Origin of the sequence: Novosphingobium sp. PC22D (assembly GCF_002556635.1) — a bacterium.
GTDB lineage: Bacteria > Pseudomonadota > Alphaproteobacteria > Sphingomonadales > Sphingomonadaceae > Novosphingobium.
In genome coordinates this window covers 17,336-37,183 of sequence record NZ_MWMO01000013.1, presented here as the reverse complement: position 1 = coordinate 37,183, position 19,848 = coordinate 17,336, and the positions used below count along the sequence as shown (strand labels likewise).

Annotated in this window: 24 protein-coding genes and 1 tRNA gene; 16 read left to right on the top strand and 9 right to left on the bottom strand. The window is 67.5% G+C overall.

The window, feature by feature from the left end:
- The first annotated feature begins 177 nt into the window (after nt 1–177).
- The 4 genes from B2G71_RS17255 (at nt 178) to B2G71_RS17240 (ending at nt 2,965) form a co-directional block, all read left to right on the top strand.
- Complete coding sequence (locus B2G71_RS17255) at nt 178–693, top strand: ubiquinol-cytochrome C chaperone family protein (RefSeq protein WP_098108052.1); 516 nt, start codon at nt 178–180, stop codon at nt 691–693.
- Nucleotides 690–1,211, top strand: a complete 522-nt coding sequence (locus B2G71_RS17250; RefSeq protein WP_098107949.1) for a DUF177 domain-containing protein — start codon at nt 690–692, stop codon at nt 1,209–1,211. Before B2G71_RS17255 ends, B2G71_RS17250 begins: the two co-directional genes overlap by 4 nt.
- Nucleotides 1,212–1,335: 124 nt before the next feature.
- The gene (locus tag B2G71_RS17245) at nt 1,336–2,121 is read left to right on the top strand and encodes an MBL fold metallo-hydrolase (RefSeq protein ID WP_098107947.1); all 786 of its coding nucleotides are present in this window, start codon (nt 1,336–1,338) and stop codon (nt 2,119–2,121) included.
- Between the two features lie 148 nt (nt 2,122–2,269).
- On the top strand, nt 2,270–2,965 hold the full coding sequence (locus B2G71_RS17240) for a 2OG-Fe(II) oxygenase (protein ID WP_098107945.1): 696 nt from the start codon (nt 2,270–2,272) through the stop codon (nt 2,963–2,965).
- Here B2G71_RS17240 and ssb read toward each other — a convergent pair whose 3' ends face one another.
- The 5 genes from ssb to B2G71_RS17215 form a co-directional block, all read right to left on the bottom strand.
- Nucleotides 2,966–3,505: a single-stranded DNA-binding protein gene (gene ssb, locus B2G71_RS17235; RefSeq protein WP_098107943.1), complete on the bottom strand. Its 540-nt coding sequence runs from the start codon at nt 3,503–3,505 to the stop codon at nt 2,966–2,968.
- Between the two features lie 93 nt (nt 3,506–3,598).
- Nucleotides 3,599–5,443 (bottom strand): ferrous iron transporter B, encoded by a 1,845-nt coding sequence (locus tag B2G71_RS17230; protein ID WP_098107942.1) that lies wholly within the window; start codon nt 5,441–5,443, stop codon nt 3,599–3,601.
- Nucleotides 5,440–5,679, bottom strand: coding sequence for a FeoA family protein (locus B2G71_RS17225; protein ID WP_098107941.1), 240 nt, complete (start codon nt 5,677–5,679; stop codon nt 5,440–5,442). Before B2G71_RS17225 ends, B2G71_RS17230 begins: the two co-directional genes overlap by 4 nt.
- 119 nt (nt 5,680–5,798) lie before the next feature.
- Nucleotides 5,799–6,449: a COQ9 family protein gene (locus tag B2G71_RS17220; RefSeq protein ID WP_098107939.1), complete on the bottom strand. Its 651-nt coding sequence runs from the start codon at nt 6,447–6,449 to the stop codon at nt 5,799–5,801.
- Between the two features lie 20 nt (nt 6,450–6,469).
- On the bottom strand, nt 6,470–7,108 hold the full coding sequence (locus B2G71_RS17215; RefSeq protein ID WP_346426944.1) for an ankyrin repeat domain-containing protein: 639 nt from the start codon (nt 7,106–7,108) through the stop codon (nt 6,470–6,472).
- A 102-nt stretch (nt 7,109–7,210) separates the two neighbouring features.
- Here B2G71_RS17215 and B2G71_RS17210 point away from each other — a divergent pair, with 102 nt between their 5' ends.
- From B2G71_RS17210 to B2G71_RS17185, 6 genes are read left to right on the top strand one after another with little or no spacing between them, the layout of a single operon-like run.
- Complete coding sequence (locus tag B2G71_RS17210) at nt 7,211–7,816, top strand: SCO family protein (RefSeq protein WP_240530202.1); 606 nt, start codon at nt 7,211–7,213, stop codon at nt 7,814–7,816.
- Nucleotides 7,804–8,289: a YcgN family cysteine cluster protein gene (locus B2G71_RS17205; protein WP_098107934.1), complete on the top strand. Its 486-nt coding sequence runs from the start codon at nt 7,804–7,806 to the stop codon at nt 8,287–8,289. Before B2G71_RS17210 ends, B2G71_RS17205 begins: the two co-directional genes overlap by 13 nt.
- Nucleotides 8,282–9,016, top strand: coding sequence for a M48 family metallopeptidase (locus tag B2G71_RS17200; RefSeq protein WP_098107932.1), 735 nt, complete (start codon nt 8,282–8,284; stop codon nt 9,014–9,016). The genes B2G71_RS17205 and B2G71_RS17200 overlap by 8 nt, the downstream gene beginning before the upstream one ends.
- Before the next feature lie 32 nt (nt 9,017–9,048).
- Nucleotides 9,049–9,549: a hypothetical protein gene (locus B2G71_RS17195; RefSeq protein ID WP_240530201.1), complete on the top strand. Its 501-nt coding sequence runs from the start codon at nt 9,049–9,051 to the stop codon at nt 9,547–9,549.
- Nucleotides 9,550–9,555: 6 nt separating this feature from the next.
- Nucleotides 9,556–10,533 carry a bifunctional diaminohydroxyphosphoribosylaminopyrimidine deaminase/5-amino-6-(5-phosphoribosylamino)uracil reductase RibD gene (gene ribD, locus B2G71_RS17190; RefSeq protein WP_098107931.1) on the top strand — a complete coding sequence of 326 codons (978 nt, stop codon included), beginning with the start codon at nt 9,556–9,558 and terminating at the stop codon, nt 10,531–10,533.
- Nucleotides 10,518–11,135: a riboflavin synthase gene (locus tag B2G71_RS17185; protein ID WP_098107929.1), complete on the top strand. Its 618-nt coding sequence runs from the start codon at nt 10,518–10,520 to the stop codon at nt 11,133–11,135. The genes ribD and B2G71_RS17185 overlap by 16 nt, the downstream gene beginning before the upstream one ends.
- Here the strand turns inward: B2G71_RS17185 and B2G71_RS17180 are convergent.
- From B2G71_RS17180 to B2G71_RS17170, 3 genes are all read right to left on the bottom strand, one after another.
- Complete coding sequence (locus B2G71_RS17180) at nt 11,107–11,667, bottom strand: GNAT family N-acetyltransferase (RefSeq protein WP_098107928.1); 561 nt, start codon at nt 11,665–11,667, stop codon at nt 11,107–11,109. The genes B2G71_RS17185 and B2G71_RS17180 overlap by 29 nt on opposite strands.
- Nucleotides 11,667–12,845, bottom strand: coding sequence for an aromatic amino acid transaminase (locus B2G71_RS17175; protein ID WP_098107926.1), 1,179 nt, complete (start codon nt 12,843–12,845; stop codon nt 11,667–11,669). The genes B2G71_RS17180 and B2G71_RS17175 overlap by 1 nt, the downstream gene beginning before the upstream one ends.
- Nucleotides 12,846–12,915: 70 nt before the next feature.
- Nucleotides 12,916–13,731 (bottom strand): DUF1134 domain-containing protein, encoded by an 816-nt coding sequence (locus B2G71_RS17170; protein ID WP_098108051.1) that lies wholly within the window; start codon nt 13,729–13,731, stop codon nt 12,916–12,918.
- A 257-nt stretch (nt 13,732–13,988) separates the two neighbouring features.
- Here B2G71_RS17170 and B2G71_RS17165 point away from each other — a divergent pair.
- Nucleotides 13,989–14,080: transfer RNA gene (locus B2G71_RS17165), tRNA-Ser, on the top strand.
- A gap of 147 nt (nt 14,081–14,227) precedes the next feature.
- On the opposite strand, the gene B2G71_RS17160 is transcribed toward B2G71_RS17165, so the two are convergent.
- Nucleotides 14,228–14,962, bottom strand: coding sequence for a GntR family transcriptional regulator (locus B2G71_RS17160; RefSeq protein WP_098107924.1), 735 nt, complete (start codon nt 14,960–14,962; stop codon nt 14,228–14,230).
- 154 nt (nt 14,963–15,116) lie between these two features.
- On the opposite strand from B2G71_RS17160, the gene B2G71_RS17155 reads away from it, so the two are divergent.
- From B2G71_RS17155 to B2G71_RS17135, 5 genes are read left to right on the top strand one after another with little or no spacing between them, the layout of a single operon-like run.
- On the top strand, nt 15,117–16,586 hold the full coding sequence (locus B2G71_RS17155; protein WP_098107922.1) for an aldehyde dehydrogenase family protein: 1,470 nt from the start codon (nt 15,117–15,119) through the stop codon (nt 16,584–16,586).
- 11 nt (nt 16,587–16,597) lie between these two features.
- Nucleotides 16,598–17,371 (top strand): carboxymuconolactone decarboxylase family protein, encoded by a 774-nt coding sequence (locus B2G71_RS17150; RefSeq protein ID WP_098107920.1) that lies wholly within the window; start codon nt 16,598–16,600, stop codon nt 17,369–17,371.
- Nucleotides 17,372–17,399: 28 nt separating this feature from the next.
- Nucleotides 17,400–18,155 (top strand): SDR family oxidoreductase, encoded by a 756-nt coding sequence (locus tag B2G71_RS17145; RefSeq protein ID WP_098107919.1) that lies wholly within the window; start codon nt 17,400–17,402, stop codon nt 18,153–18,155.
- Nucleotides 18,152–18,961, top strand: a complete 810-nt coding sequence (locus tag B2G71_RS17140) for an NAD(P)-dependent oxidoreductase (protein WP_098107917.1) — start codon at nt 18,152–18,154, stop codon at nt 18,959–18,961. Before B2G71_RS17145 ends, B2G71_RS17140 begins: the two co-directional genes overlap by 4 nt.
- A gap of 18 nt (nt 18,962–18,979) precedes the next feature.
- Nucleotides 18,980–19,765: an SDR family oxidoreductase gene (locus B2G71_RS17135; RefSeq protein WP_098107916.1), complete on the top strand. Its 786-nt coding sequence runs from the start codon at nt 18,980–18,982 to the stop codon at nt 19,763–19,765.
- The last annotated feature ends 83 nt before the right edge of the window (nt 19,766–19,848 follow it).

Below are 19,848 nucleotides of genomic sequence, written 5' to 3'. Positions count from 1 at the left end.
CCTGCGCGCACGCTCGATGCGCGATCGGACATTGCCAGCAGGCATGATGCTCATATATCGCCCGTTGCCTTAGGGCCCCGCGCGGCGCCGTGCAATGGCCATCCCCAATGGACGGCGATCGGCGGACGCGATGCCGGGGCGCCATTTAATCGCCGCTGAATGAAAGGCCTGCCCCTCGTGTCAATGCTCTCGCGCCTCCTCCGGAAAGGCCCGGACAAGAAGGAGAGCCTGCGCCCGCTCTGGCACCGCGTGGTCGAGATCGCGCGGGAAAAGCGTTGGTACGCACAATGCGGCGTGGCCGACACGGTGCCCGGCCGGTTCGACGCGGTGACGATGGTGCTCGCGCTGGTCATGCTGCGGATGGAGCGCGAGGAAGCGCTGATCACGCCTTCGGTGTTCCTCACCGAACTCTTCGTCGACGACATGGACGGCCAGCTTCGCCAGTCGGGCGTCGGCGACCTCGTCGTCGGCAAGCGCATGGGCAAGCTGATGAGCGTGCTCGGCGGGCGCATCGCCGCGCTTCGCGAGGGTCTCTCCGACGAAGGCCCCTCGCTCGCGCAGGCGCTCGAACGCAACGTGACGCTGAACGAAGGGGCCGACACCGCGCTGCTCGCGCGCGAGGTGCGCAAGCTCGCAGCCGAGATCGGCGCGACCGGCGCCGACGACCTGCTCGCCGGGCAGATCCGAAGATGACCCGCGCCGAATTCTCCCACAGCTTCGACGTGCGCCAGTCGGAAGGCAGGCAGGTGCGCCTGGTGGCGAACGAACGCGAGCGCGCGGCGCTGGCCGAGCGCTTCGCGCTGGTTCGCGTCGACCGGCTCGAAGCCGACGTGCTGCTCACCCGCAAGGGCCGCGACGTTGCCGCCAATGGCATGCTTGAAGCCGACATCGTGCAAAGCTGCGCGGTGTCGGCCGAGGATCTCGCGGTGCAAGTCCGCGAGCCGATCGCGCTGCGCTTCGTGCCCGCCGCCGATCCCGGCAGCTTTCCCGAGGAACTCGACCTCGAAGCCGAGGATCTCGACGAGATCGAGTATTCCGGCACGCACTTCGATCTCGGCGAGGCGGTCGCGCAAACGCTCGGCCTGGCAATCGATCCCTACCTCACCGGCCCCGAGGCCGAAGCCGCGCGCGAGGCCGCGGGCCTGTCGCGGCCCGAGGACCAGAGCCCGTTCGCGGCGCTCAAGGGGCTCGGCAAGCGCGGCGAAAGTTAGGCGCCACCACGATTCGTTCCAGCTTGAGCGAAGCCGCCGGTTGCCGCCTCGGCCACCGCGCGCCAGCCTTGGCGTATGAGTCCGATCCCCCACAGGATCGCGGGCGCGCCGGAGAAAGCTTGCCATGAACCACTTCGACATCGCCCCCGGCACGGCCCGTCCCCGGCAGGCGCCGCTCGAGGTCGCGCCCGCCACGTTCCTGATCCGCGCGGTCACGCCCTCGGTCGGCGAATCGTGGACCAATCTCAATTCGATGGTGATCCGCGCCGCCGAACCGATCGTCGTCGACACCGGCATGGTCACAGACCGCGAGCAGTGGTTCGAGGACGTCTTCTCGCTCGTCGCGCCTGATGACCTGCGCTGGATCTTCGTCACCCACAACGACAGCGACCATTCGGGCAACATGGTCGAGGCGCTCTCGCGCTGCCCCAACGCCACGCTGGTGACGAGCCCGGGCGAATCGTTTCGCAGCCACGCCTCGTTCGGCATCGCGCATGAGCGGATGCGGCTGGTGGGCAACGACGAGCCCTTCTGCGTGGGCGACCGCATGCTCCGCCCGGTGCGACCGCCGGTCTATGACAGCCCCTACACGCGCGGCGTTTTCGACGAGCTGACGCGGGTTTACTATGCGTCCGACGCCTTCTGCGCGCCGATGCCGGACCACCCGGTCGACTGGGTGAGCGAGATCGCGCCGGAACGCTGGGCCGAAGGCAGCGCGCGCTTCCACCACGCATCGCTCTGCCCCTGGCTCTCGCTTGTCGACGCAGCGGCCTTTCGCGCCGAAGTCGACAGACTCGCACGGCTCGAAATCGATACCATTCTAAGCGCCCACAGTCCGGCGATCGGACGCGAGTCGGTCCCACGGGCGCTGGCCCAGCTTGCAAGCCTGCCCGGCTCATCAACCGATTGAACAGGGTCGCGCGTCGGTGCGAATAACCTGAGGATATCAGGCGGGATCGGACGATTTTCGGTCGGAACAGGGGTTAAAATCGTCAGCCGGTGCCGCTAAGTGCGGCGTCTCGATTCCCGAAGGACCCTCACGAAATACGACGATTGCCTTGGCCACTTCAATTCAGCGCTCGCACAATCGGACGGATGAGACACGGCGCGACCGCGTCTCCGTCACGAACAATCTGCTGGGGGAGGAGCAGGCGCGATCCCTGCTCGCCTGGTTCGAACGACTAAGCTTCAAGTCGGTTCACGAGAAGCGGTGGAAGTCGGTCTGGCGCCTGACCGAGAAGCCCGCGCTGCAAGGCCCGACCTGGACCGCGGACGCGCACGGCAACGGCGTCAACACGGAACTGCCCGAACCGCTGCAGCCGCTGGCGCGCGAGATAGCCCGCGCGATGCTCGATCCAAGGTCGAACGCGTGGATCGTCAGCCTGACGCCATGGATCTATCCGGTCGCATCGGGGCTCGGCCTCCACCGCGACGACACGCTCTACGACGGGGCCTACACCTATTATCTCACGCGTGAATGGGACGTGCACTGGGGCGGCCTGCTGCTGCTCGTGCCCGATGATCCCGATTCACCGCCGGTTCGCCGGGCCGTCTTCGAACCGGAAGAAGAGCGCCGCTCGGTCGCTCAAATCGGTCACGGCTCGTGGATTCTGCCGTCCTTCGACCGGCTCGTCACCATCCCGCCCCACGTCCGGCACGCGATCACGCGGGTCGAGCCGGCGGCGGGGGACCGCGTGCGGCTGTCGGTCGCGGGCTTCGTCCACCGGCGCGACCGATCGGTGCCCTCGCGCTGATCAGAACGGGATATCGTCGTCGAGGTCGTCGCCCAGGCTGCCGCCGCCTCCGCGCCCCCAGTCATCACCGCCGCGCGAAGAGCCGCCGCCCGACGAGGAGCCGCGCCCCCAGTCGTCACCGCCCTGCTGCGAACGGCCACCGCCGCCCCAGTCTCCGCCACCGCCGCCGCGCGAACCACCGCCGCCCGGGGCGCCATCGAGCATGGTCAGCGTGCCGTTCATGCCGCGAATGACGACTTCGGTCGAATAGCGGTCGTTGCCCGACTGGTCCTGCCACTTGCGCGTCTGGAGCTGGCCTTCGACGTAGACTTTCGAGCCCTTGCGCAGATAGCGCTCGACCACGCCGACGAGCCCTTCGGAAAAGATCGCGACGCTGTGCCATTCGGTCCGCTCCTGACGCTCGCCGGTATTGCGGTCCTTCCAGCTCTCGGAAGTGGCGATGCGCAGATTGGCGACCTTGCCGCCGTTCTGGAACGAGCGGATCTCCGGATCGGCCCCGAGGTTGCCGATGAGCATGACTTTGTTGAGGCTGCCTGCCATGGATTCCTTGTCCTCTCGAATCTGAGCGACGGGATTAGCCAATGCGACCCGCCGGCGCGAGTCCGCAAACGGCGGTTGTTCGCAGGTGAGCGACTACAGCCCGAAGGCGCTCGCGATCCAGAACGTCGCTCCGGCCGAGACGTAGGCGAGGGCGAACAGGTAGACGAGCATGAAGGTCGGCCACTTCCACCCGTTGGTCTCGCGCCGCGCCACCGCGATCGTCGACATGCACTGCGGCGCGAAGACGAACCAGGCGAGGAAGGCGAGCGCCATCGGCAGCGTCCAGCGCGCCTTGAGCTGATCGCCGAGCGCGACGGCCTCGGCTTCCTCGTCGTCGCCCGCATCGACCGCGTAGGTCGTCGCCAGCGAGCTGACTGCCACTTCGCGCGCGGCCATCGCCGGGATCAGCGCCAGCGCCATGTCGCGGTTGAAGCCGATCGGCTCCACCACGACGGCCAGACCATTGGCCAGCTTGCCCGCGATCGAAACGTCGACCTGGCTCTCGCCGGGCCCGGCCTTGGGAAAACTCAGCAGCAGCCAGAGCACGATCGTGACCGTGAAGATGATCGTGCCCGCGCGGCGCAGGAAGATCCACGCGCGCTGCCACAGGCCGATGCCGAGGTCCTTGAGCTTGGGAAGCTGGTACTTGGGCAGTTCCATGATGAAGCCGCTGGCCGCGCCCATCGTCACCGAGCGGCGCAGCACCAGCGCGACCGCCATCGCGCCGACGACTCCCGCCGCGTAGAGCGCGAAGAGCACGAGCCCCTGCAAGCCGATGCCGGCGCCGACCGTCTCGTTGGGAATGAACGCGGCGATGATCACCGCGTAGACCGGCAGCCGCGCCGAACAGGTCATCAGCGGCGCGATCAGGATCGTCGTCAGCCGGTCCTTGGGATCGGAGATCGAGCGCGTCGCCATGATTCCCGGAATCGCGCAGGCGAAACTGGAGAGAAGCGGGATGAAGCTGCGGCCGGAAAGCCCGACGAAGGCCATCATCCGGTCCATCAGGAAGGCGGCGCGCGCCATGTAGCCCGATTGCTCCATCGCCAGGATGAAGGCGAACAGGATCACGATCTGCGGCAGGAACACGACGACCGCGCCGACGCCGGCAAGCAGGCCCTGGACGATCAGATCCTGCACGAAGCCGGCCGGGATCGTCGCCATGGCAAAGTCGCTCAATGTGCCGACACCGGCTTCGAGCGCGTCGGCGAACGGGGTCGCCCAGGCGAACACGGCCTGGAACACGACGAACAGGAGCACGACGAGAAAGAGCGGGCCGAGCCACGGATGCAGCAGAGCCCTGTCGAGCCGCGCGTGGAGGCGATGGCGCCGCGATTCGGACAGGATCGCCGCCGAGGCCATGGCATGCGCGGCGACGCGCCTCTCGGTGAGCGAAAGATCGGTCTGGCCCGGGCCCGGATGGCGCGATCCGGCCGCCGCCAGTGCCGCGCCGAGTTCCGCGAGGCCGCGCCGGCGCACCGCGACGGTCGGCACGACCTTGACCCCGAGCTCCTCCTCGAGGACCGCCGGATCGAGCACCAGTCCGTCGCGCTCGGCGAGATCGACCATGTTGAGCGCCACCACGGTCGGCTTGCCCAGCGCGATCACTTCCTGCGCGAAGACGAGGTGTTGTTCCAGGTTCGATGCGTCGAGCACGACGACCAGCACGTCCGGTGTGCGTTCGCCGGCGAACTGGCCGCGGATCACCTTGCTCGTGACTTCCTCGTCCGGGCTCGTCGGATCGAGCGCATAGGCGCCGGGAAGGTCGGTCAATTCGACCGGTTCGCCGTTCGGCAGCAACATGCGCCCCGCCTTGCGCTCGACGGTCACGCCGGGATAATTCGCGATCTTCTGGCGGGCACCGGTCAGGGCATTGAACAGCGCGGACTTGCCCGCGTTGGGATTGCCGACGAGGGCGACCTTGCGTTGCGGATTCACAGGGCCTCGACTTCCATCGCAGCGGCATGGGCGCGGCGCAGCGCGACGGTCATGCGGCCGACCACCAGCGCGACCGGATCGCTGCCGCCGAACACCCCGCGATGCGCGATCGAAACGTTCGCCCCTTCGTCGATGCCGAGCGCCTTGAGGCGCGCGGCCTCTTCCTTGACGAGGACCGGCCAGTCGATGGCCGTGATCCGCGCGGCGGTCCCTATCGGAAGTTGATCGAGCCTCATGCGAATCCCGCTGCCAGATAGAGCGGGATATTGCAACTTATTCGCAATAGCTCGCTTTTTCGAATCACTCGCAGGATAGGCCTTCCACCCGGCCCACGGCTTTGGCCGCGATCAAATCGTCACGTCGCCGGATAGCGCAGCCGGCCGAGGAATCGCGCGAGGCTGAAGCGCTCCTCGGGCTTGCGCAGAACCTTCGCCTTGGCCTTCTCGAAGCGGATGATCCCCTCGATTCGCCGGTCGAGGAAGGCGCGGGTCTCGGCCTTGCCCTCGCTTTCGTCGTCCTTGAACACGGCGAGCGTCGCCGCATAGACGCCTGCCAGGATGGCGCGCTTCGAATAGTGGTTGAAGTCCATCGCCCGGTCGCCCGCGAGCCGCCACATCAGGTCGGCGCTATGCCAGCCGAGTTTCGCCGCGCGCGCCGCGTTCGCAGGCATCGCCATGATCGACAGCGCCCGCCCGAGCGCTTCCTCGAGCCCGGCTACCGCATCGAGCCGCGCGAGCACCAGCGCGCGAATTCGTTCGCGCACCGGCATCCCGGCAAGCGCCTCGGGCGGATGCGCCCTTGCCATCGCGTGATCGACATGCGCGATCCAGGCGGCGATCATCTCCATCGCACCGTCACGAAAGGCATAGGCCGCGACGTCGGGGTCGATGCCGAGCTCAGCCGCGGCCTGCCGCACCGCATCGGCGCTCCAGCCGTCGAATACGGCGGCACGGGCGATCGCCGGGGCGAGTCGGCGCCGCAGATCGTCCAGCGTTTCGTCCGCCATCTCTTGCTCTCCCGCCTCGGTCAAATCGTCGGTCCGTAGGTTTCGCCGGACGAGGCTTTCTTCTCGTCCTTGTCCTTCGCCTCGATCGCATCGAGGATCGAACTGTGCGGCCCTTCGAGCCTTGCGTAGTCGCGGGCCGAGCGCCCCGAATTGTCGGCACGGTCGGGATCGGCGCCCGCATCGAGCAGAATGCGCGTCATCGTCAGGTCCTTGCGGTGCACCGCGCTGATCAGCGGCGTCTCGCCCGCGACGTTGGTCTCGTCGAGCTTGGACTTGGCGCTCACCAGGAAGCGCACGCCATCGACCCAGCCGAGGCTGACCGCGAGCTGGAGCGGGGTGACGCCCTTGGCGTCGCGGATGTTCACGTTGGCGCCCTTGCCCACCAGATAGCGCAGCCAGGTGAGGTCGCGCCGTTCGGTGACGATGTGCAATGCGGTCACGCCCGAAGTGACGTCGCGCGAGTTGATGATCGTCGAGCCCTCGCTCAGCGCCTGCTCGACCTTGTCGCCTTCCTTCTTCTTGACCGCCTCGAGAAATTTGTAGCCGTCCGAAAACTGCGCCATCGCCGGTTGCGGCGCGGCCAGCGTCGCGGCCAACGCCATCACGAGCCCCGCCATGGAAAGCCTGATCGCGCCACGCCGCCCGGACTCAACTCGCATCACCACTTCGCCTTTACCTCCAGATCCTTGCCGCGCGCCCTGCGTCTCGCGACCCGCTTGCGCTTGCATGGCCGCGTTTAGCAGAGCATGAACCGCCGCGCCATGTTCTCACTCCTAAGAATGCTCCTGGGCGTTCTCGCCCCGCTCATGCTTCTGGCCTGTTCATCGGGTTCGCCCGGAGGCGAAAAGCCTCCGCTCGAGGGCGCGGCGCTGGGCGGTCCCTTCACTCTCGTCGACAAGAACGGCGATACGGTGACCTGGGACGACCTGCGCGGCGAGTATGCGATCATCTATTTCGGCTACACCTTCTGTCCGGACGCCTGCCCCTTCGACGTGCAGGCGATGATGATGGGGTACAACCGTTTCGCCAAGGCGCATCCCGATCTCGCCGCCAAGGTCCAGCCGGTGTTCATCTCGATCGACCCGGAACGCGATACGCCAAAGGTCGTCGGCCAGTGGACCGCCGCGTTCTCGCCCCGGCTGCTCGGCCTCACCGGTACGCCCGACCAGGTAAAGACCGCCGCAGATGCCTTCGCCACCTACTACAAGAAGGGCGAGGAAACCGAGGGTGGCTACCTCATGGACCACTCGCGCGTGGCGTTCCTGATGTCGCCCGAGGGCGATCCGATTGCCATGCTGCCTGTCGAAAAGGGCGTCGCCGACAAGGGCGCCGCCGTGGCCGCCGAACTCGAAAAATGGGTAAGGTAACCGGCGACCGACCCTTCTGGGAGCAGCCGCTCGACACGCTCGACCGGGCGCAGTGGGAAGCGCTGTGCGACGGCTGCGGACAGTGCTGCCTGCACAAGCTGGAAGACGCCGACACCGGCGAATACCTGGCCACCAACGTCGCGTGCAAGCTGCTCGACCTCAAGACCGCGCGCTGCAGCGACTATCGCCACCGCCGCGCCTATGTGCCCGACTGCCTGCGGCTGACGCTGCGCAATGCCGCCGGGCTCGAGTGGCTGCCGCCGACCTGCGCCTATCGCCTGCGCGCCGACGGCGAGCCGCTGCCCGGCTGGCACTACCTCGTGTGCGGCGACCGCGACGCGGTGCACGCGGCGGGGATATCGGTGGCAGGCAAGGTCGTGAGCGAGACCGATGCCGGGCCGATCGAGAACCACGTCACCCATTCGCTCGGCTGGAACGCGGACCATGCGGACGAGCCCGAAGAGGATGATTGACGTCCTGCCCCTCTGGCTGCGCCGCGAGAGCGCGGCGCCCGCGATCACGATCGGCGAGCGCGAGTTGCCAATCGTGATCCGCAGGCTGGCCCGCTCGCGCCGCATGACCATGCGGTTGGCTCCCGACGGCAGCGAAGTGCGCATCTCGATGCCCACCTGGGGCCGCACCGCCGACGCCCTCGCCTTTGCCGCGTCGCGCCGCGACTGGCTCGCCCGGCAGGTCGCGGCGATTCCCGGCCCCGTGGCGCTGGGACATGGGGGAACGATCGCCTTTCGCGGCGCGGTACTCGAAATCGCGCACGATCCCGCCGCGCGCCGCCGTCCGGCGATCGAGGGGCCGACGCTGCGGATCGGCGGCCCCGAAGCCTCGCTGCCCTCGCGCCTCAGGCGCTGGATGCAGGACGAGGCACGCGCGCTGCTCGCCGACGACCTCGCCGAATACTGCGTGAAGGCAGGCCGGTCCGCGCCCAAGCTTGCCTTGTCGAACGCGCAGCGCCGCTGGGGAAGCTGCGCGCCCGACGGTGCGATCCGGATCAACTGGCGGCTGATCATGGCGCCCGATGCGGTGCGGCGCTCGGTCGTCGCGCACGAGGTCGCGCACCTGATCCACTTCGATCACTCGCGCGCCTTCCATGCCTGCCTCGCCGGCCTGTTCGAGGGCGACATCGACCATGCCAATGCCTGGCTGAAGCGGCACGGGCGCTCGCTCTATGTCCCGCTAGGGTGACACGCCGCCCGCAAGGGCCTAAATAGCGGGTCATGCCTCTGATCAAACCCACCGGAATCTGGCGCGACGTCAGCCCACGCGGCATGTTCGCCGACTTCCGCGAGGTGTGGAAGCAGGCGGGCAACAACCGCTGGCGCATCGCCGCGCTGGCGGGCGCCTGCACCTTCGGCGTGTTCTACGTGATGTTCCAGCAGGAAGGCAGCGCGCCGCATCTGCCGCCCAAGGTCGACTACATCTCGGTCCTGCCCGAGCATCGCACCGATGCCGAGATCATGGCCTCGAACATCGAGAACCAGAAACGCAAGGAAGCCGTGGCCCGCGAACAGGCGCGACGCGACGAAGACGTGCGCGCGATCTACAAGTCGCTCGGTCGCTGGTCCGGGATGGACGTCGAGAAGATCGCGCGCGAGGCCGATGCCGAAGAGGCCGCGCGCGAGAAGGCGAAGCTCGAGGCGATCCGCAAGCGCCGCGCCGAGGCAAACGCCGCGCGCGCGGCACAAGCCGCCGATGAGGCCGTCGCCCCCGGTGAGTGAGCCGCGATGAGCGAGGATTCGCGCTGGCTCGCCGCCGCCGCCGCGCTGGCCGCGCGCGGCAAGCCGATGAGCCGCCCCAACCCGGCGGTCGGCGCGATCCTGGTCAAGAACGGCAGGATCGTCGGACGCGGCTGGACTCGCCCGGGCGGCCGCCCCCATGCCGAAGCGATCGCGCTCGAAGCCGCGGGCGAGGCGGCGCGCGGCGCCACGCTCTATGTCACGCTCGAACCGTGCGCGCACAAGTCCGAACGCGGCCCCGCTTGCTCCGGCCTCGTCGCCGCATCGGGCATCGTGCGGGTGGTGATCGGCTGCGAAGACCCCGACCCGCGCACCGCCGGTGCGGGGATCGCACGCCTGCGCGAGGCCGGGATTCGGGTTGAGCGCCAAGCCTCTCCGGAAGCCGAAGCGAGCCTCGAAGGCTATCTCAGCGTCAGGCGCGCGGGGCGGCCCCACGTCACGCTCAAGCTCGCGATGTCGCTCGACGGCTGCATCGCGACGGCAGGAGGCGAGAGCCGATGGATCACCGGCGATCCAGCGCGCGCGCATAGCCATGCGATGCGCGCCGGGGCCGACGCGATTCTCGTCGGCGGCGGCACCCTGCGCGCCGATGCGCCCGGGCTCGATGTCCGCCTGCCCGGCCTTGCGCAACGCAGTCCGCGCCGCGTGGTCCTCACGCGCCAGGGCGCGCCCGACGGCTGGAGCGCCCTGCCCTCGCCCGAAGCGATCGGATCGCTGGCGGACGTGCAGTACCTTTTCGTCGAAGGCGGCGCGCAGACCGCCTCGTCCTTCCTCGCCGCCGACCTCGTCGACCGGCTCCTGCTCTATCGCGCGCCCGTGCTGATCGGCGGCGGCCTCCCAGCCATCGCCGACATCGGACTTCGCGCGCTCGCCGAGGCGCATGGCCGCTGGCGGCTCGATGATCGCAGGCGGCTTGGCAGCGACACGCTCGAAGTCTACAGCCGCACGCGATGTTCACCGGAATAATCACCGCGCTCGGCACGATCCGCGAATCCCGCAAGACGGGCGACCTGCGCCTCACCGTCGCCTGTCCCTTCGACCCCGCAGGGATCGCCATCGGTGCCTCGATCGCCTGCTCGGGCGTATGCCTCACCGTCGTCGATCGCGGCGGCGCGCCGGGCGACGCCTGGTTCGCGGTCGACGTCTCGGCCGAATCGGTCACGCGCACCGTGCCGGGCCGCTGGGAGGCGGGCACGAAGCTGAACCTCGAGCCTGCGCTCAAGCTCGGCGACGAACTGGGCGGCCATATCGTGACCGGCCACGTCGATGGCGTGGGCGAAGTTATCGGCGTGAGCCCCGAAGGCGATTCGCGCCGGATCGTCTTCGCCATCCCGGCCGATCTCGCGCCCTATCTCGCCCCCAAGGGCTCGATCACCGTCGACGGCGTATCGCTCACCGTCAACGACGTGACCGACCAGCCGGACGGCACCTGCCAGTTCGCGGTAAACATCATTCCGCACACCGCCGAAGTGACGACGCTGGGCGCGCTGGGGAAAGGCGACAAGGTCAATCTCGAGATCGACGTCCTCGCCCGTTATCTCAAGCGGATGCAGAGCCTGAAGGGCTGAGCGCGGCGCCGGCGAAGCTCTCGCGCGTGATCGCATAGGTCACGTGACGCACCATCCTGCCGGCACGCTCGACGTCGCGCGTGCGCGCGATCAGCACGCCGCCGATGTTTTCCATCGCCCTGCGCGAAATCACATTGTCCTCGCCGACCTGGAAGATCGCGGCTTCGTAGTGCGCCAGGGCGTGGGCGAGCATCAGCCGCTTGAACTCGGCATTCCAGCCCTTGCCCCACAAGCGCCGCGCGAGGAACGACCAGCCGATCTCGATCTCGCCCGGATGCGCCGGGTCTTCTTCGCCGAACTGGCTCGACCCGACAATTTCTCCGCTCGCGCGTTCGATGATCGCCAGCGCCCCGCCGCGCGCCAGCGCTTCGGCGAAGAAGGTGGCGAAGACGTCGGGCCGCCAGCGGTCGTGCGCCGGGTGCATCGCCCAGATCTCGCGGTCCGAGGCGACGGCGTAGAGCGCGTCGCGGTCATCGGGCCGCAAGGGCCGCAACAGCAGGCGATCCCCTTCGAGGACCGGCTGGCGCTCCATCACGCCGTTACGTCGGCGACCGCGGCGATGAACTTGTCGATGTTGCCCATCGTCAGCCCGGCAATGTTGATGCGGCCCGATCCGGCGAAGTAGATCCCGTGCTTCGCGCGCATTTCCTGCACCTGCTCGGGCGTGAACGGGATGATCGAGAACAGGCCGTTCTGCCCGCCGATCGGCGAGAGATCGACACCGCCGGTCTCGCCCGCGGCCGCGAGCCTGGCGCGCACCTGGCGCATGCGCTCGCGCATCTGGTCGAGCTCGTCGAGCCACTGCGCGGTGAGCGCCTCGTCCTCGAGAACCAGCCGCACCGCCGCACCGCCGTGATCGGGCGGTTGCGACCAGTTGGCCCGCGCCAGTGCGTGCGCGTTCGACATCACGCGCGGCAGGTCCGCCGGATCGGCGACCATCGCGTAAAGCGCGCCGACGCGATCGCGGTAGAGACCGAAGTTCTTGTCGCACGAATAGCATACCAGCGCCTCGGGCACCGCGACCAGAACGCGGCGCAGGCCGTAGGCGTCCTCCTCCATGCCCATGCCGAGCCCCTGATAGGCGAGATCGATCACCGGCAGCACCTTGGCCCCGGCGATCAGCTTGGCGATCTCGTCCCACTCGGCGTTCGAATAGTCGATGCCGGTCGGGTTGTGGCAGCAGCCGTGGAGCAGGATCGCATCGTGCTCGCCCCCCTCGGCGAGCGCGCCGCGCAGTCCGTCCATGTCGGCGGTGCCGTCGGGCGCGGCGTGGTTGAACTCGACCACGTCGAGGCCGATGTCGGCGCAGATCTGATTGTGGTTCGGCCAGCTCGGCTTGCCGACGAACAGGCGCTTGTAACCGGCCTTCTTGACCATCGCCAGCGCGAGGCGCAGCGAACCGGTTCCGCCCGGCGTCTGCATGCCCTCGATGCGGTCGCCCATGTCGGGCGAGGCCTTGCCGAAAATGTAGGGCATCAGCGCTTCGACGAAGCCCATGTCGCCCTCGGGCCCGAGGTAGGCCTTGGAAGCCTGCGTCTCGACCAGCTTCTTCTCCGCCGCCTTGATCGCGCCGAACACGGGAGTCTCGCCCTGGCCGGTGCGATAGACGCCGACGCCGAGGTCGATCTTGTCGGCACGCGGGTCGGTGTTGTGGAGCTTGATCAGCGCGAGAAGCGCATCGGCGGGCTGTTGTTGCAGGTCTGTAAGCATGGCGCGCGGGGGCTTAGCGCCGGGCGCGATGGGGTGCAAGCGAATGCGCGACGGGGCGCGGCGAGACGGTTCAGAACGGCAGCCAATCCTGGTCGTGCGAGAACTTCATGTAGCCGATATTGGCGCCGAGCCGGAGACCGGCGCCCATCCGCACGGGGATCAGCACCACGTCCTTGCGCCGCAGGTAGCTGACGTTGAACCCGCCGACGAGATAGGCCTGGCCCTCGCCCGCCGCATAACGGTGATAGAGATCCTCGGTGTCGTAGAGGTTGTAGACCAGCACGAAGGCCTTGCCGGCGTTGAGCCCCGCATCGAAGCCCAGCGAAGGCCCCGTCCAGTAGACCGGGCGCTGTCCCTCAACCTTGTGATAGAGCGTGCCCGAGCCATAGCGCAGTCCGATACCGAAGGCGCCCGAGCCCTCACGTCCGACGATGTAGCCATTGGGCTCGCCCTGCTTGCGCAGCAGGTCCTCGATCATGCTGGCAAGCCCCTCGGCGCCCTCGCCGAAGACGCCTTCGGCCGCGCCGATCAGGTCGTCCTTGTGATAGGTGTTCGCCGAGGCCGCGGGATCGGTGCCCAGATCGCGCGCCTCCCAGGCGTCGACGCCGCCGTAGCTGTCGACCGGCGTGCCGTTGTCGATCGCGGTGTCGTTCTGGACGCCGGCATCGACCGAGGGCGATGGCGCCGCGTCGGGATAGCGCGTTTCGGGATAGCTGGTCTCGGGATAGGAGCTTTGCGGCGGGGCGGTATCCCCACCCATGAGATCGCCGTCGATGGCGGTGTCGGGATCGACCGCGCGAACCTGAGCCGTAGCCGGCGCCACTGTGAACAGGGCGGCAACCAGCGCGAGGAGCGCGGCGGCCAGCGAAGTCTTGCTGCGCGACATCATGACGAACCAAATACCTCCACACACGCCGGGCAAGGCGCACCGCGCGCGCGGCCCCACCAGGCTTTCCGGGCGCCAAGAGAGTCCAGCACGCATGACCCCGCAATGAACGGGCGGTGGACCGAGTCGGTTTTGCGGCCAGCCGAATCGTCCCTTCGACGCGGCCGCGTGCGGCGACATGTCGAATTGCCGCGCGCAGACCCTTGAAGCGCACGGGCGCCGCCGCTATAGGCCGCCGCTCGCGCTGGCCGCGATCCGGAGACGTGGGTGAGTGGCTGAAACCAGCTCCCTGCTAAGGAGCCATACCTCTATCGGGGTATCGAGGGTTCGAATCCCTCCGTCTCCGCCATGCAAGCCAAGAAATGGCAGGACCTTAGATTCTGCAATTCGGCAGGATTGTTAACTGGCCGATTTGCTCGCTGCAATCTGACCGATCCTGCTCTTCGCTGACGGGTCAGGACGGATCAACGGGGGTTAAGGGCAGCGTAAATCCGCTTCATGGTGCATCGGCTTTCTCCCAGGCCAATGCACTTTCGAGGTGTTTGCGAACGATCATCCGGTTCTGCCGGTTGGCCTCGAAGCGGGCCAGCGCTTCGTCGCCCGAGACGATCGCGGCGATGATCGTCCTGCGGCCCGCGCACCAGCGTGCCACATCGTTTTGCACATGATGGACAGACGGTACGCTGTGGCTGGTCGCGTATTGCAGCGTCACGCGGGTGAGCATCTCGAACAGCGGGCGACGCACCATTTGGAACAGCAGTTCCTGAAATTCGATTTCCAGCGCACCGATCGTCACATAGTCCAGCCTGGTCTCGTCGAACTGATCGGCGATCGCAGCCAGCTTCGCGCGCATGGCGGCGTCCTCGCAGCGCGCAGCCGCGGCGACGAGTTCGTTGAAAAGCAGCGAGGTCATGTCGAGTGCCTCGTCATAAGTCGCCGGATGCACGCGCAGATAGGCGTCCATCGCTCGCTCGAGCGCCGCTTCGTCGGGGCGGATGCCGTAATAGCCGCCGCCGGGACCGCGCCTTACCTCCAATATGCCTTCATGCTCGAGCACGCGCGCCGCCTGTTGCAGCGTGACGATGCCCACCTCCAGTTCGCGCGCAAGCTGGTGGAGCGAGCCCAGCATCGTACCCGGAGCGCAGGCGAAGATATGCTCGCGCAGCGTTGCCGCCGTCGCTGTGACGAGATTGATTCCGCGCCGCCGCGACACTTTGGTCAGCTTCGCCATGCGCGAAATACTATGCATAGTATTGGCCTTTGTCGACGAGATTTGGCCGGAAATGGCGCATTTCGAGCCAGTTGTCGGCCTAGTTAACGCGCAATAGCATGCGCGCAGAAACGACCCACACCAAGCGGGCGCCTATCGGAGTTGGAGCAGGAAAATGGCGTTTATCAGCCCGGATCGATCGAATCTGCCGAAGGCGACCACCGTGATCGGCGGCGCGCCTGCCAAGGGCAGCGGCGACACGCACGCGCATGTCTATCCCGCCACCGGCGAAGTGACCTCCGAGATCCGCATGTCCGATGCGAGCGACGTAGACAAGGCCGTCGCGGCGGCGCAGGCGGCCTTCCCCGAATGGCGCGCAATGACCGGCGACAAGCGCCGCGACCTGATGTTCAAACTCGCGGCGTTGATCGAGGCGCGCGCCGACGAGATGACGCCGCTGCTCACTTATGAGAACGGATCGATCCTGCTCGCCGGTCCGCATATGAGCGCCGACGCGGCGCAGAAGTTCCGCTATTTCGGCGGCTGGGCCGACAAGATCGAAGGGCGCGCGATCGAGACCTGGGGCGGTCCCGCGCATGACTATGTGCGCTACGAGCCCTATGGCGTGGTTGGCGTTATCGTGCCGTGGAACGGGCCGCTCTTCGCCGCCACGATGGTTCTGGCACCTGCGCTCGCCGCGGGCAATTGCGTGGTGCTGAAAGCCCCCGAAAACGCGCCCTATTCGCTGATGAAGCTGGTCGAGCTGATCGGTGAGGCGGGTTTTCCCCCGGGCGTGGTCAATCTCGTCACCGGCGGCGGCGATGTCGGCGCGGCGATGGTGTCGCATCCCGGCATCGGCAAGATCGAATTCATCGGATCGGGCGGCACGGCGAAAAAGATCCTGGCGAGCGCGGCGGACACGCTGAAGCCGGTTGGCCTTGAACTGGGCGGCAAATCGGCGGTGATCGTGTTCGGCGATGCCGATTTGCAAGCAGCGGCAAAACGCGGTCTGACCGGAGCGGTGAGCGCCAACGGACAAGGCTGCGTCAACGGCACGCGGCTGCTGGTCGAGCGCTCGATCTACGAGCCCTATCTTCAGATGCTGCAGGCGATGGCGGGCTATATCAAGGTCGGCGATCCGCTGGCGCAGGACACGGTGATGGGGCCGGTCATTTCCGAAAGCGCGCTCAATCGCATCCAGTCGATGGTCGAAGGCGGCGTTTCCGACGGTGCGCGCGTCGTGGTCGGCGGTGAACGCATGGGCGGCGATCATGAAGCCGGCTATTTCCTGCCGATCACCGTGCTCGCCGATGTTTCGCCCGACAGCCATATCGCGCGCAACGAAGTGTTCGGGCCGGTGCTGGTCGTCACCCCCTTCGACAGCGAGGAAGAGGCCATCGCGCTGGCGAACGACAGCGATTACGGCCTCGGCGCCTATATCCACACCACCAATCTCGCCCGCGCACACCGCGTCGCCAACCGGATGATGGCGGGGCAGGTTCAGGTCAACGGATCGGGCGAGGCGATGACGCCCTGCGTCCCCTTCGGCGGGATGAAACATTCGGGTCACGGCCGCCTCGGCGGGATCGAGGGGCTGCGCGAGTTTCAGCAGGTCCGCAACGTCTGGATCAACCTGCAGGACTGAGGAGCGCGGACATGGCAATGCTCGACCCCGCCGACCGGTCGCAGACCGGCCTCGACACCGAAGCCAGATCGACCGGGCGAGACCCGGTCCAGCCCAGTACGCTGCTCGAGGAGAGCTGGCGCGACTTCGTCTGGGCGGAAGTGTGGACACGCCCCGGATTGCCGCTGCGCGCGCGCTATCTGGTGGCGATGGCGACCGCCGCGACGTGCAATCTGGAAGACAGCCAGATCGACGATTTCGTGCGCGGCGCGCTCACCAATCAGGAACTGACGCTCGCCGAACTGCGTGAAGCCGCGCTGCACCTCGCCGTCTATGCCGGATGGGGCAATGGTGGGCGGCTCGACCGGGCTGTCACCCGCGTCGCCGAGGAACTGGGCCTGCCGCCTGCCGAAGTGCCGCCGATCCGCGGCGAGGCCTGGGACCCGCAGGAGCGCAACGATCAGGGCCATGCCGAATTCGACAAGGTGATGCTGTTCCCGCCCGGGCCGCCCAGGACGCCCTATCTTCAGGGGATCAACAATTTCGTCTTCGGCGAAATGTGGCGCCGTCGCGGGCTCGACGAGCCGTCGCGCCGCTGGATCACCCTGGTCGGCGTGTGCGAATCGGGCGCGGAAATTCCGATCCGCAGCCACATCCACGCGGCGATGGCGAGCGGCAATTGCCAGCCCGACGAGATGCTCGAATTCGTGCTGCAATATGGCACCCATGCCGGCTGGCCCAAGGCGTCGCGGATGCAGATGGTCATCCTCGAGATGATCGACAAGGTTGCCAAGGGCCTGCCCTAGCACGCCCCGAAAGCATGAGGCGAAACGCATGAATACCGACATGAACGGCAAGGTCGCGCTGGTAACCGGCGCGGCATCGGGCCTCGGCCGCCAGACGGCGCTGACGCTGGCGGCGGCGGGCGCCGATCTGTGGCTGGTCGACGTCAATGCTGACGATCTGGCCGAAACCGTATCGATGCTTGCCGACAGCGGCCGCGAAGTGGGAAGCGAGACGGCGGACCTTTCCGATCCGGGGGCCTGCGCGGCGGTGGTCGCGAAGGCGGTCGAGAAGTTCGGCAGGCTCGACGCGCTGTGCAACATCGCGGGCGTCATCTATCTCGCCAATTCGGCGGACATGCCGATCGACCAGTATCGCCGGACGATCTCGGTCAATCTCGACGCGCCGTTCCTACTCTCGCAGGCGGCGATCCCGCACCTGCTCGAAAGCGACGGCGCGATCGTCAATGTCGCGTCCTCGGCATCCTATATCGGCGAAGCCTATGCCGCGGCCTATTGCGCCAGCAAATGGGGCATCGTCGGCATGACCAAGGCGATGGCGATGGAGTTCCAGAAGAAACCCATCCGCATCAACGCCGTCGCGCCGGGAGGCATGATCACCAACATCGCGAAGAACTTCCGCCCGCCCGAAAACTGCGACATCGAGTTGCTCAAGCGCTTCTCGGGCATGCGCGGCACGGTGGAAGTCGAGGATGTCGCCGACGTGATCCTCATGCTTGCTTCGCCCGCCGGACGCGGCTTCCACGGATCGTGCCTGTCGATCGACAAGGGGATCACCGCGGGATGACCGGTAATCCGAGCACCGGATTCATCGGCCTCGGCAGTCAGGGCGGGCCGATGGCCGAGCGGATGCTGGCCGAAGGCTATCCGCTCACTGTCTGGGCGCGCCGTCCCGAGGCGCTCGATCCCTTCGTCGCGCAAGGGGCGACGGCTGCGGCATCGCCCGCCGAACTCGCCGCCGCCTGCGATCATGTCGGGCTGTGCGTGGTCGACGATGCGGGCGTCGCCGATCTGTGCGACCAGATCATCCCGGCGATGCGCCCGGGCAGCCTGCTCGCCATCCATTCGACGATCCTGCCCGAAAGCTGCGAAAAGCTCGCCGCGCGCTGCGCCGAACGCGGCGTGGCCTTCGTCGATGCTCCGGTGAGCGGCGGCGGTCCGGCGGCGGCGGCGCAGACACTCACCGTCATGTGCGGCGCCGAGCAGGCCGCCTTTGAACAGGCAAAGCCGGTGTTCGAGAGCTTTGCCGGCCTGCTCGTACTGCTCGGCCCGGCGGGATCGGGCCAGCGCGCCAAGATCGTCAACAACGCACTGATGGCGGCCAATATGGGCCTCGCCCATGCCGCGATGCAGGCAAGCGAAGCGCTCGGCATCGGTCGCAAGGCGTTCGGCGACCTCATCAAGGCGAGCAGCGGGCGCAGCTTCGGCTTCGAAGTCTATGCGCGGCTGCCCCAGCCCGATGCCTTCGCGCACGGCGCGGGGCTGCTCGCCAAGGACGTAAAGCTGCTGGCCGCAACCCTACCCGACAGCGATGCGGCCGAGCAGCTCGCCGACGCCGCCAATGCCTTTCTGCGCGCCGCGGGCGCGAACTGACCTTCAGGAGAGACCAGCATGACATTCTCGCTCGACCAGTTCCGGCTCGACGGCAAGGTGGCGGTGGTGACCGGCGCGGGCGGCCGGGGCAATTCGATCGGCGCGGCCTATGCCAAGGGGCTCGCGGCAGCGGGCGCCTCGGTCGTGGTGGCCGACCTCAACAAGGCGGGGGCGCAAGCCGTCGCCGAAGAGATTAACAAAAGCGGCGGCAAGGCTGCGGCAGTCGAAGTCGACGTCGCCAGCGAGGACTCGACCAAGGCAATGGGCGCGGCGGCAATCGAGGCGTTCGGCGGCATCGACATCCTCGTCAACAACGCCGCGCTGATGGTCGATATCAGCTACGACAATTTCGAAAGCGTCAGCATGGATGCCTGGCACAAGGCGTTCGCGGTCAATCTCGATGGCGCGCTGCTTTGCGCGCGCGCCGCGATTCCCTCGATGCGCGAGCGTGGTGGCGGGCGGATCATCAACCAGACCTCGGGCGGTGCCTTCCCCGCCTCGGGGCTCTACGGCATCACCAAGCTCGCGCTGGTCGGCCTCACCACCAGCCTCGCCAAGCAGTTCGGCAAGGACGGCATCACCTGCAACGCGATCGCTCCGGGCAATGTCACGTCGGATGCGGGCAAGATGCTCGTCCCCGACGATTCGCCCTTCATCAAATTCCTCGAAATGGCCTGCGCGCTGCGTGCTCGCGGTGCGCCCGACGAACTGGTCGGGACCTTGCTGCTGCTCTGCTCGGAAGCGGGCCAGTGGATCACCGGCCAGACGGTGCATGTCGACGGCGGCTGGGTGCTGCGGCCTTAGGCCCGCGAGCGTCGGACATGCCAAGTCGGCACGCAGAGTGAAGGCGGACGCGTCCGCACTCATCCGTCGCGCTTCCCAAACTC

What these genes read in the sequence shown, in the direction of transcription:
- B2G71_RS17250 (WP_098107949.1), top strand. Translation starts at nt 690, where the DNA reads ATGACCCGCGCCGAATTCTCCCACAGCTTCGACGTGCGCCAGTCGGAA.
- B2G71_RS17245 (WP_098107947.1), top strand. Translation starts at nt 1,336, where the DNA reads ATGAACCACTTCGACATCGCCCCCGGCACGGCCCGTCCCCGGCAGGCG.
- ssb (WP_098107943.1), bottom strand. Translation starts at nt 3,505, where the DNA reads ATGGCAGGCAGCCTCAACAAAGTCATGCTCATCGGCAACCTCGGGGCC.
- B2G71_RS17225 (WP_098107941.1), bottom strand. Translation starts at nt 5,679, where the DNA reads ATGAGGCTCGATCAACTTCCGATAGGGACCGCCGCGCGGATCACGGCC.
- B2G71_RS17220 (WP_098107939.1), bottom strand. Translation starts at nt 6,449, where the DNA reads ATGGCGGACGAAACGCTGGACGATCTGCGGCGCCGACTCGCCCCGGCG.
- B2G71_RS17215 (WP_346426944.1), bottom strand. Translation starts at nt 7,108, where the DNA reads ATGCGAGTTGAGTCCGGGCGGCGTGGCGCGATCAGGCTTTCCATGGCG.
- B2G71_RS17210 (WP_240530202.1), top strand. Translation starts at nt 7,211, where the DNA reads ATGTTCTCACTCCTAAGAATGCTCCTGGGCGTTCTCGCCCCGCTCATG.
- B2G71_RS17205 (WP_098107934.1), top strand. Translation starts at nt 7,804, where the DNA reads ATGGGTAAGGTAACCGGCGACCGACCCTTCTGGGAGCAGCCGCTCGAC.
- B2G71_RS17200 (WP_098107932.1), top strand. Translation starts at nt 8,282, where the DNA reads ATGATTGACGTCCTGCCCCTCTGGCTGCGCCGCGAGAGCGCGGCGCCC.
- B2G71_RS17195 (WP_240530201.1), top strand. Translation starts at nt 9,049, where the DNA reads ATGCCTCTGATCAAACCCACCGGAATCTGGCGCGACGTCAGCCCACGC.
- ribD (WP_098107931.1), top strand. Translation starts at nt 9,556, where the DNA reads ATGAGCGAGGATTCGCGCTGGCTCGCCGCCGCCGCCGCGCTGGCCGCG.
- B2G71_RS17185 (WP_098107929.1), top strand. Translation starts at nt 10,518, where the DNA reads ATGTTCACCGGAATAATCACCGCGCTCGGCACGATCCGCGAATCCCGC.
- B2G71_RS17180 (WP_098107928.1), bottom strand. Translation starts at nt 11,667, where the DNA reads ATGGAGCGCCAGCCGGTCCTCGAAGGGGATCGCCTGCTGTTGCGGCCC.
- B2G71_RS17175 (WP_098107926.1), bottom strand. Translation starts at nt 12,845, where the DNA reads ATGCTTACAGACCTGCAACAACAGCCCGCCGATGCGCTTCTCGCGCTG.
- B2G71_RS17170 (WP_098108051.1), bottom strand. Translation starts at nt 13,731, where the DNA reads ATGTCGCGCAGCAAGACTTCGCTGGCCGCCGCGCTCCTCGCGCTGGTT.
- B2G71_RS17160 (WP_098107924.1), bottom strand. Translation starts at nt 14,962, where the DNA reads ATGGCGAAGCTGACCAAAGTGTCGCGGCGGCGCGGAATCAATCTCGTC.
- B2G71_RS17155 (WP_098107922.1), top strand. Translation starts at nt 15,117, where the DNA reads ATGGCGTTTATCAGCCCGGATCGATCGAATCTGCCGAAGGCGACCACC.
- B2G71_RS17150 (WP_098107920.1), top strand. Translation starts at nt 16,598, where the DNA reads ATGGCAATGCTCGACCCCGCCGACCGGTCGCAGACCGGCCTCGACACC.
- B2G71_RS17145 (WP_098107919.1), top strand. Translation starts at nt 17,400, where the DNA reads ATGAATACCGACATGAACGGCAAGGTCGCGCTGGTAACCGGCGCGGCA.
- B2G71_RS17140 (WP_098107917.1), top strand. Translation starts at nt 18,152, where the DNA reads ATGACCGGTAATCCGAGCACCGGATTCATCGGCCTCGGCAGTCAGGGC.
- B2G71_RS17135 (WP_098107916.1), top strand. Translation starts at nt 18,980, where the DNA reads ATGACATTCTCGCTCGACCAGTTCCGGCTCGACGGCAAGGTGGCGGTG.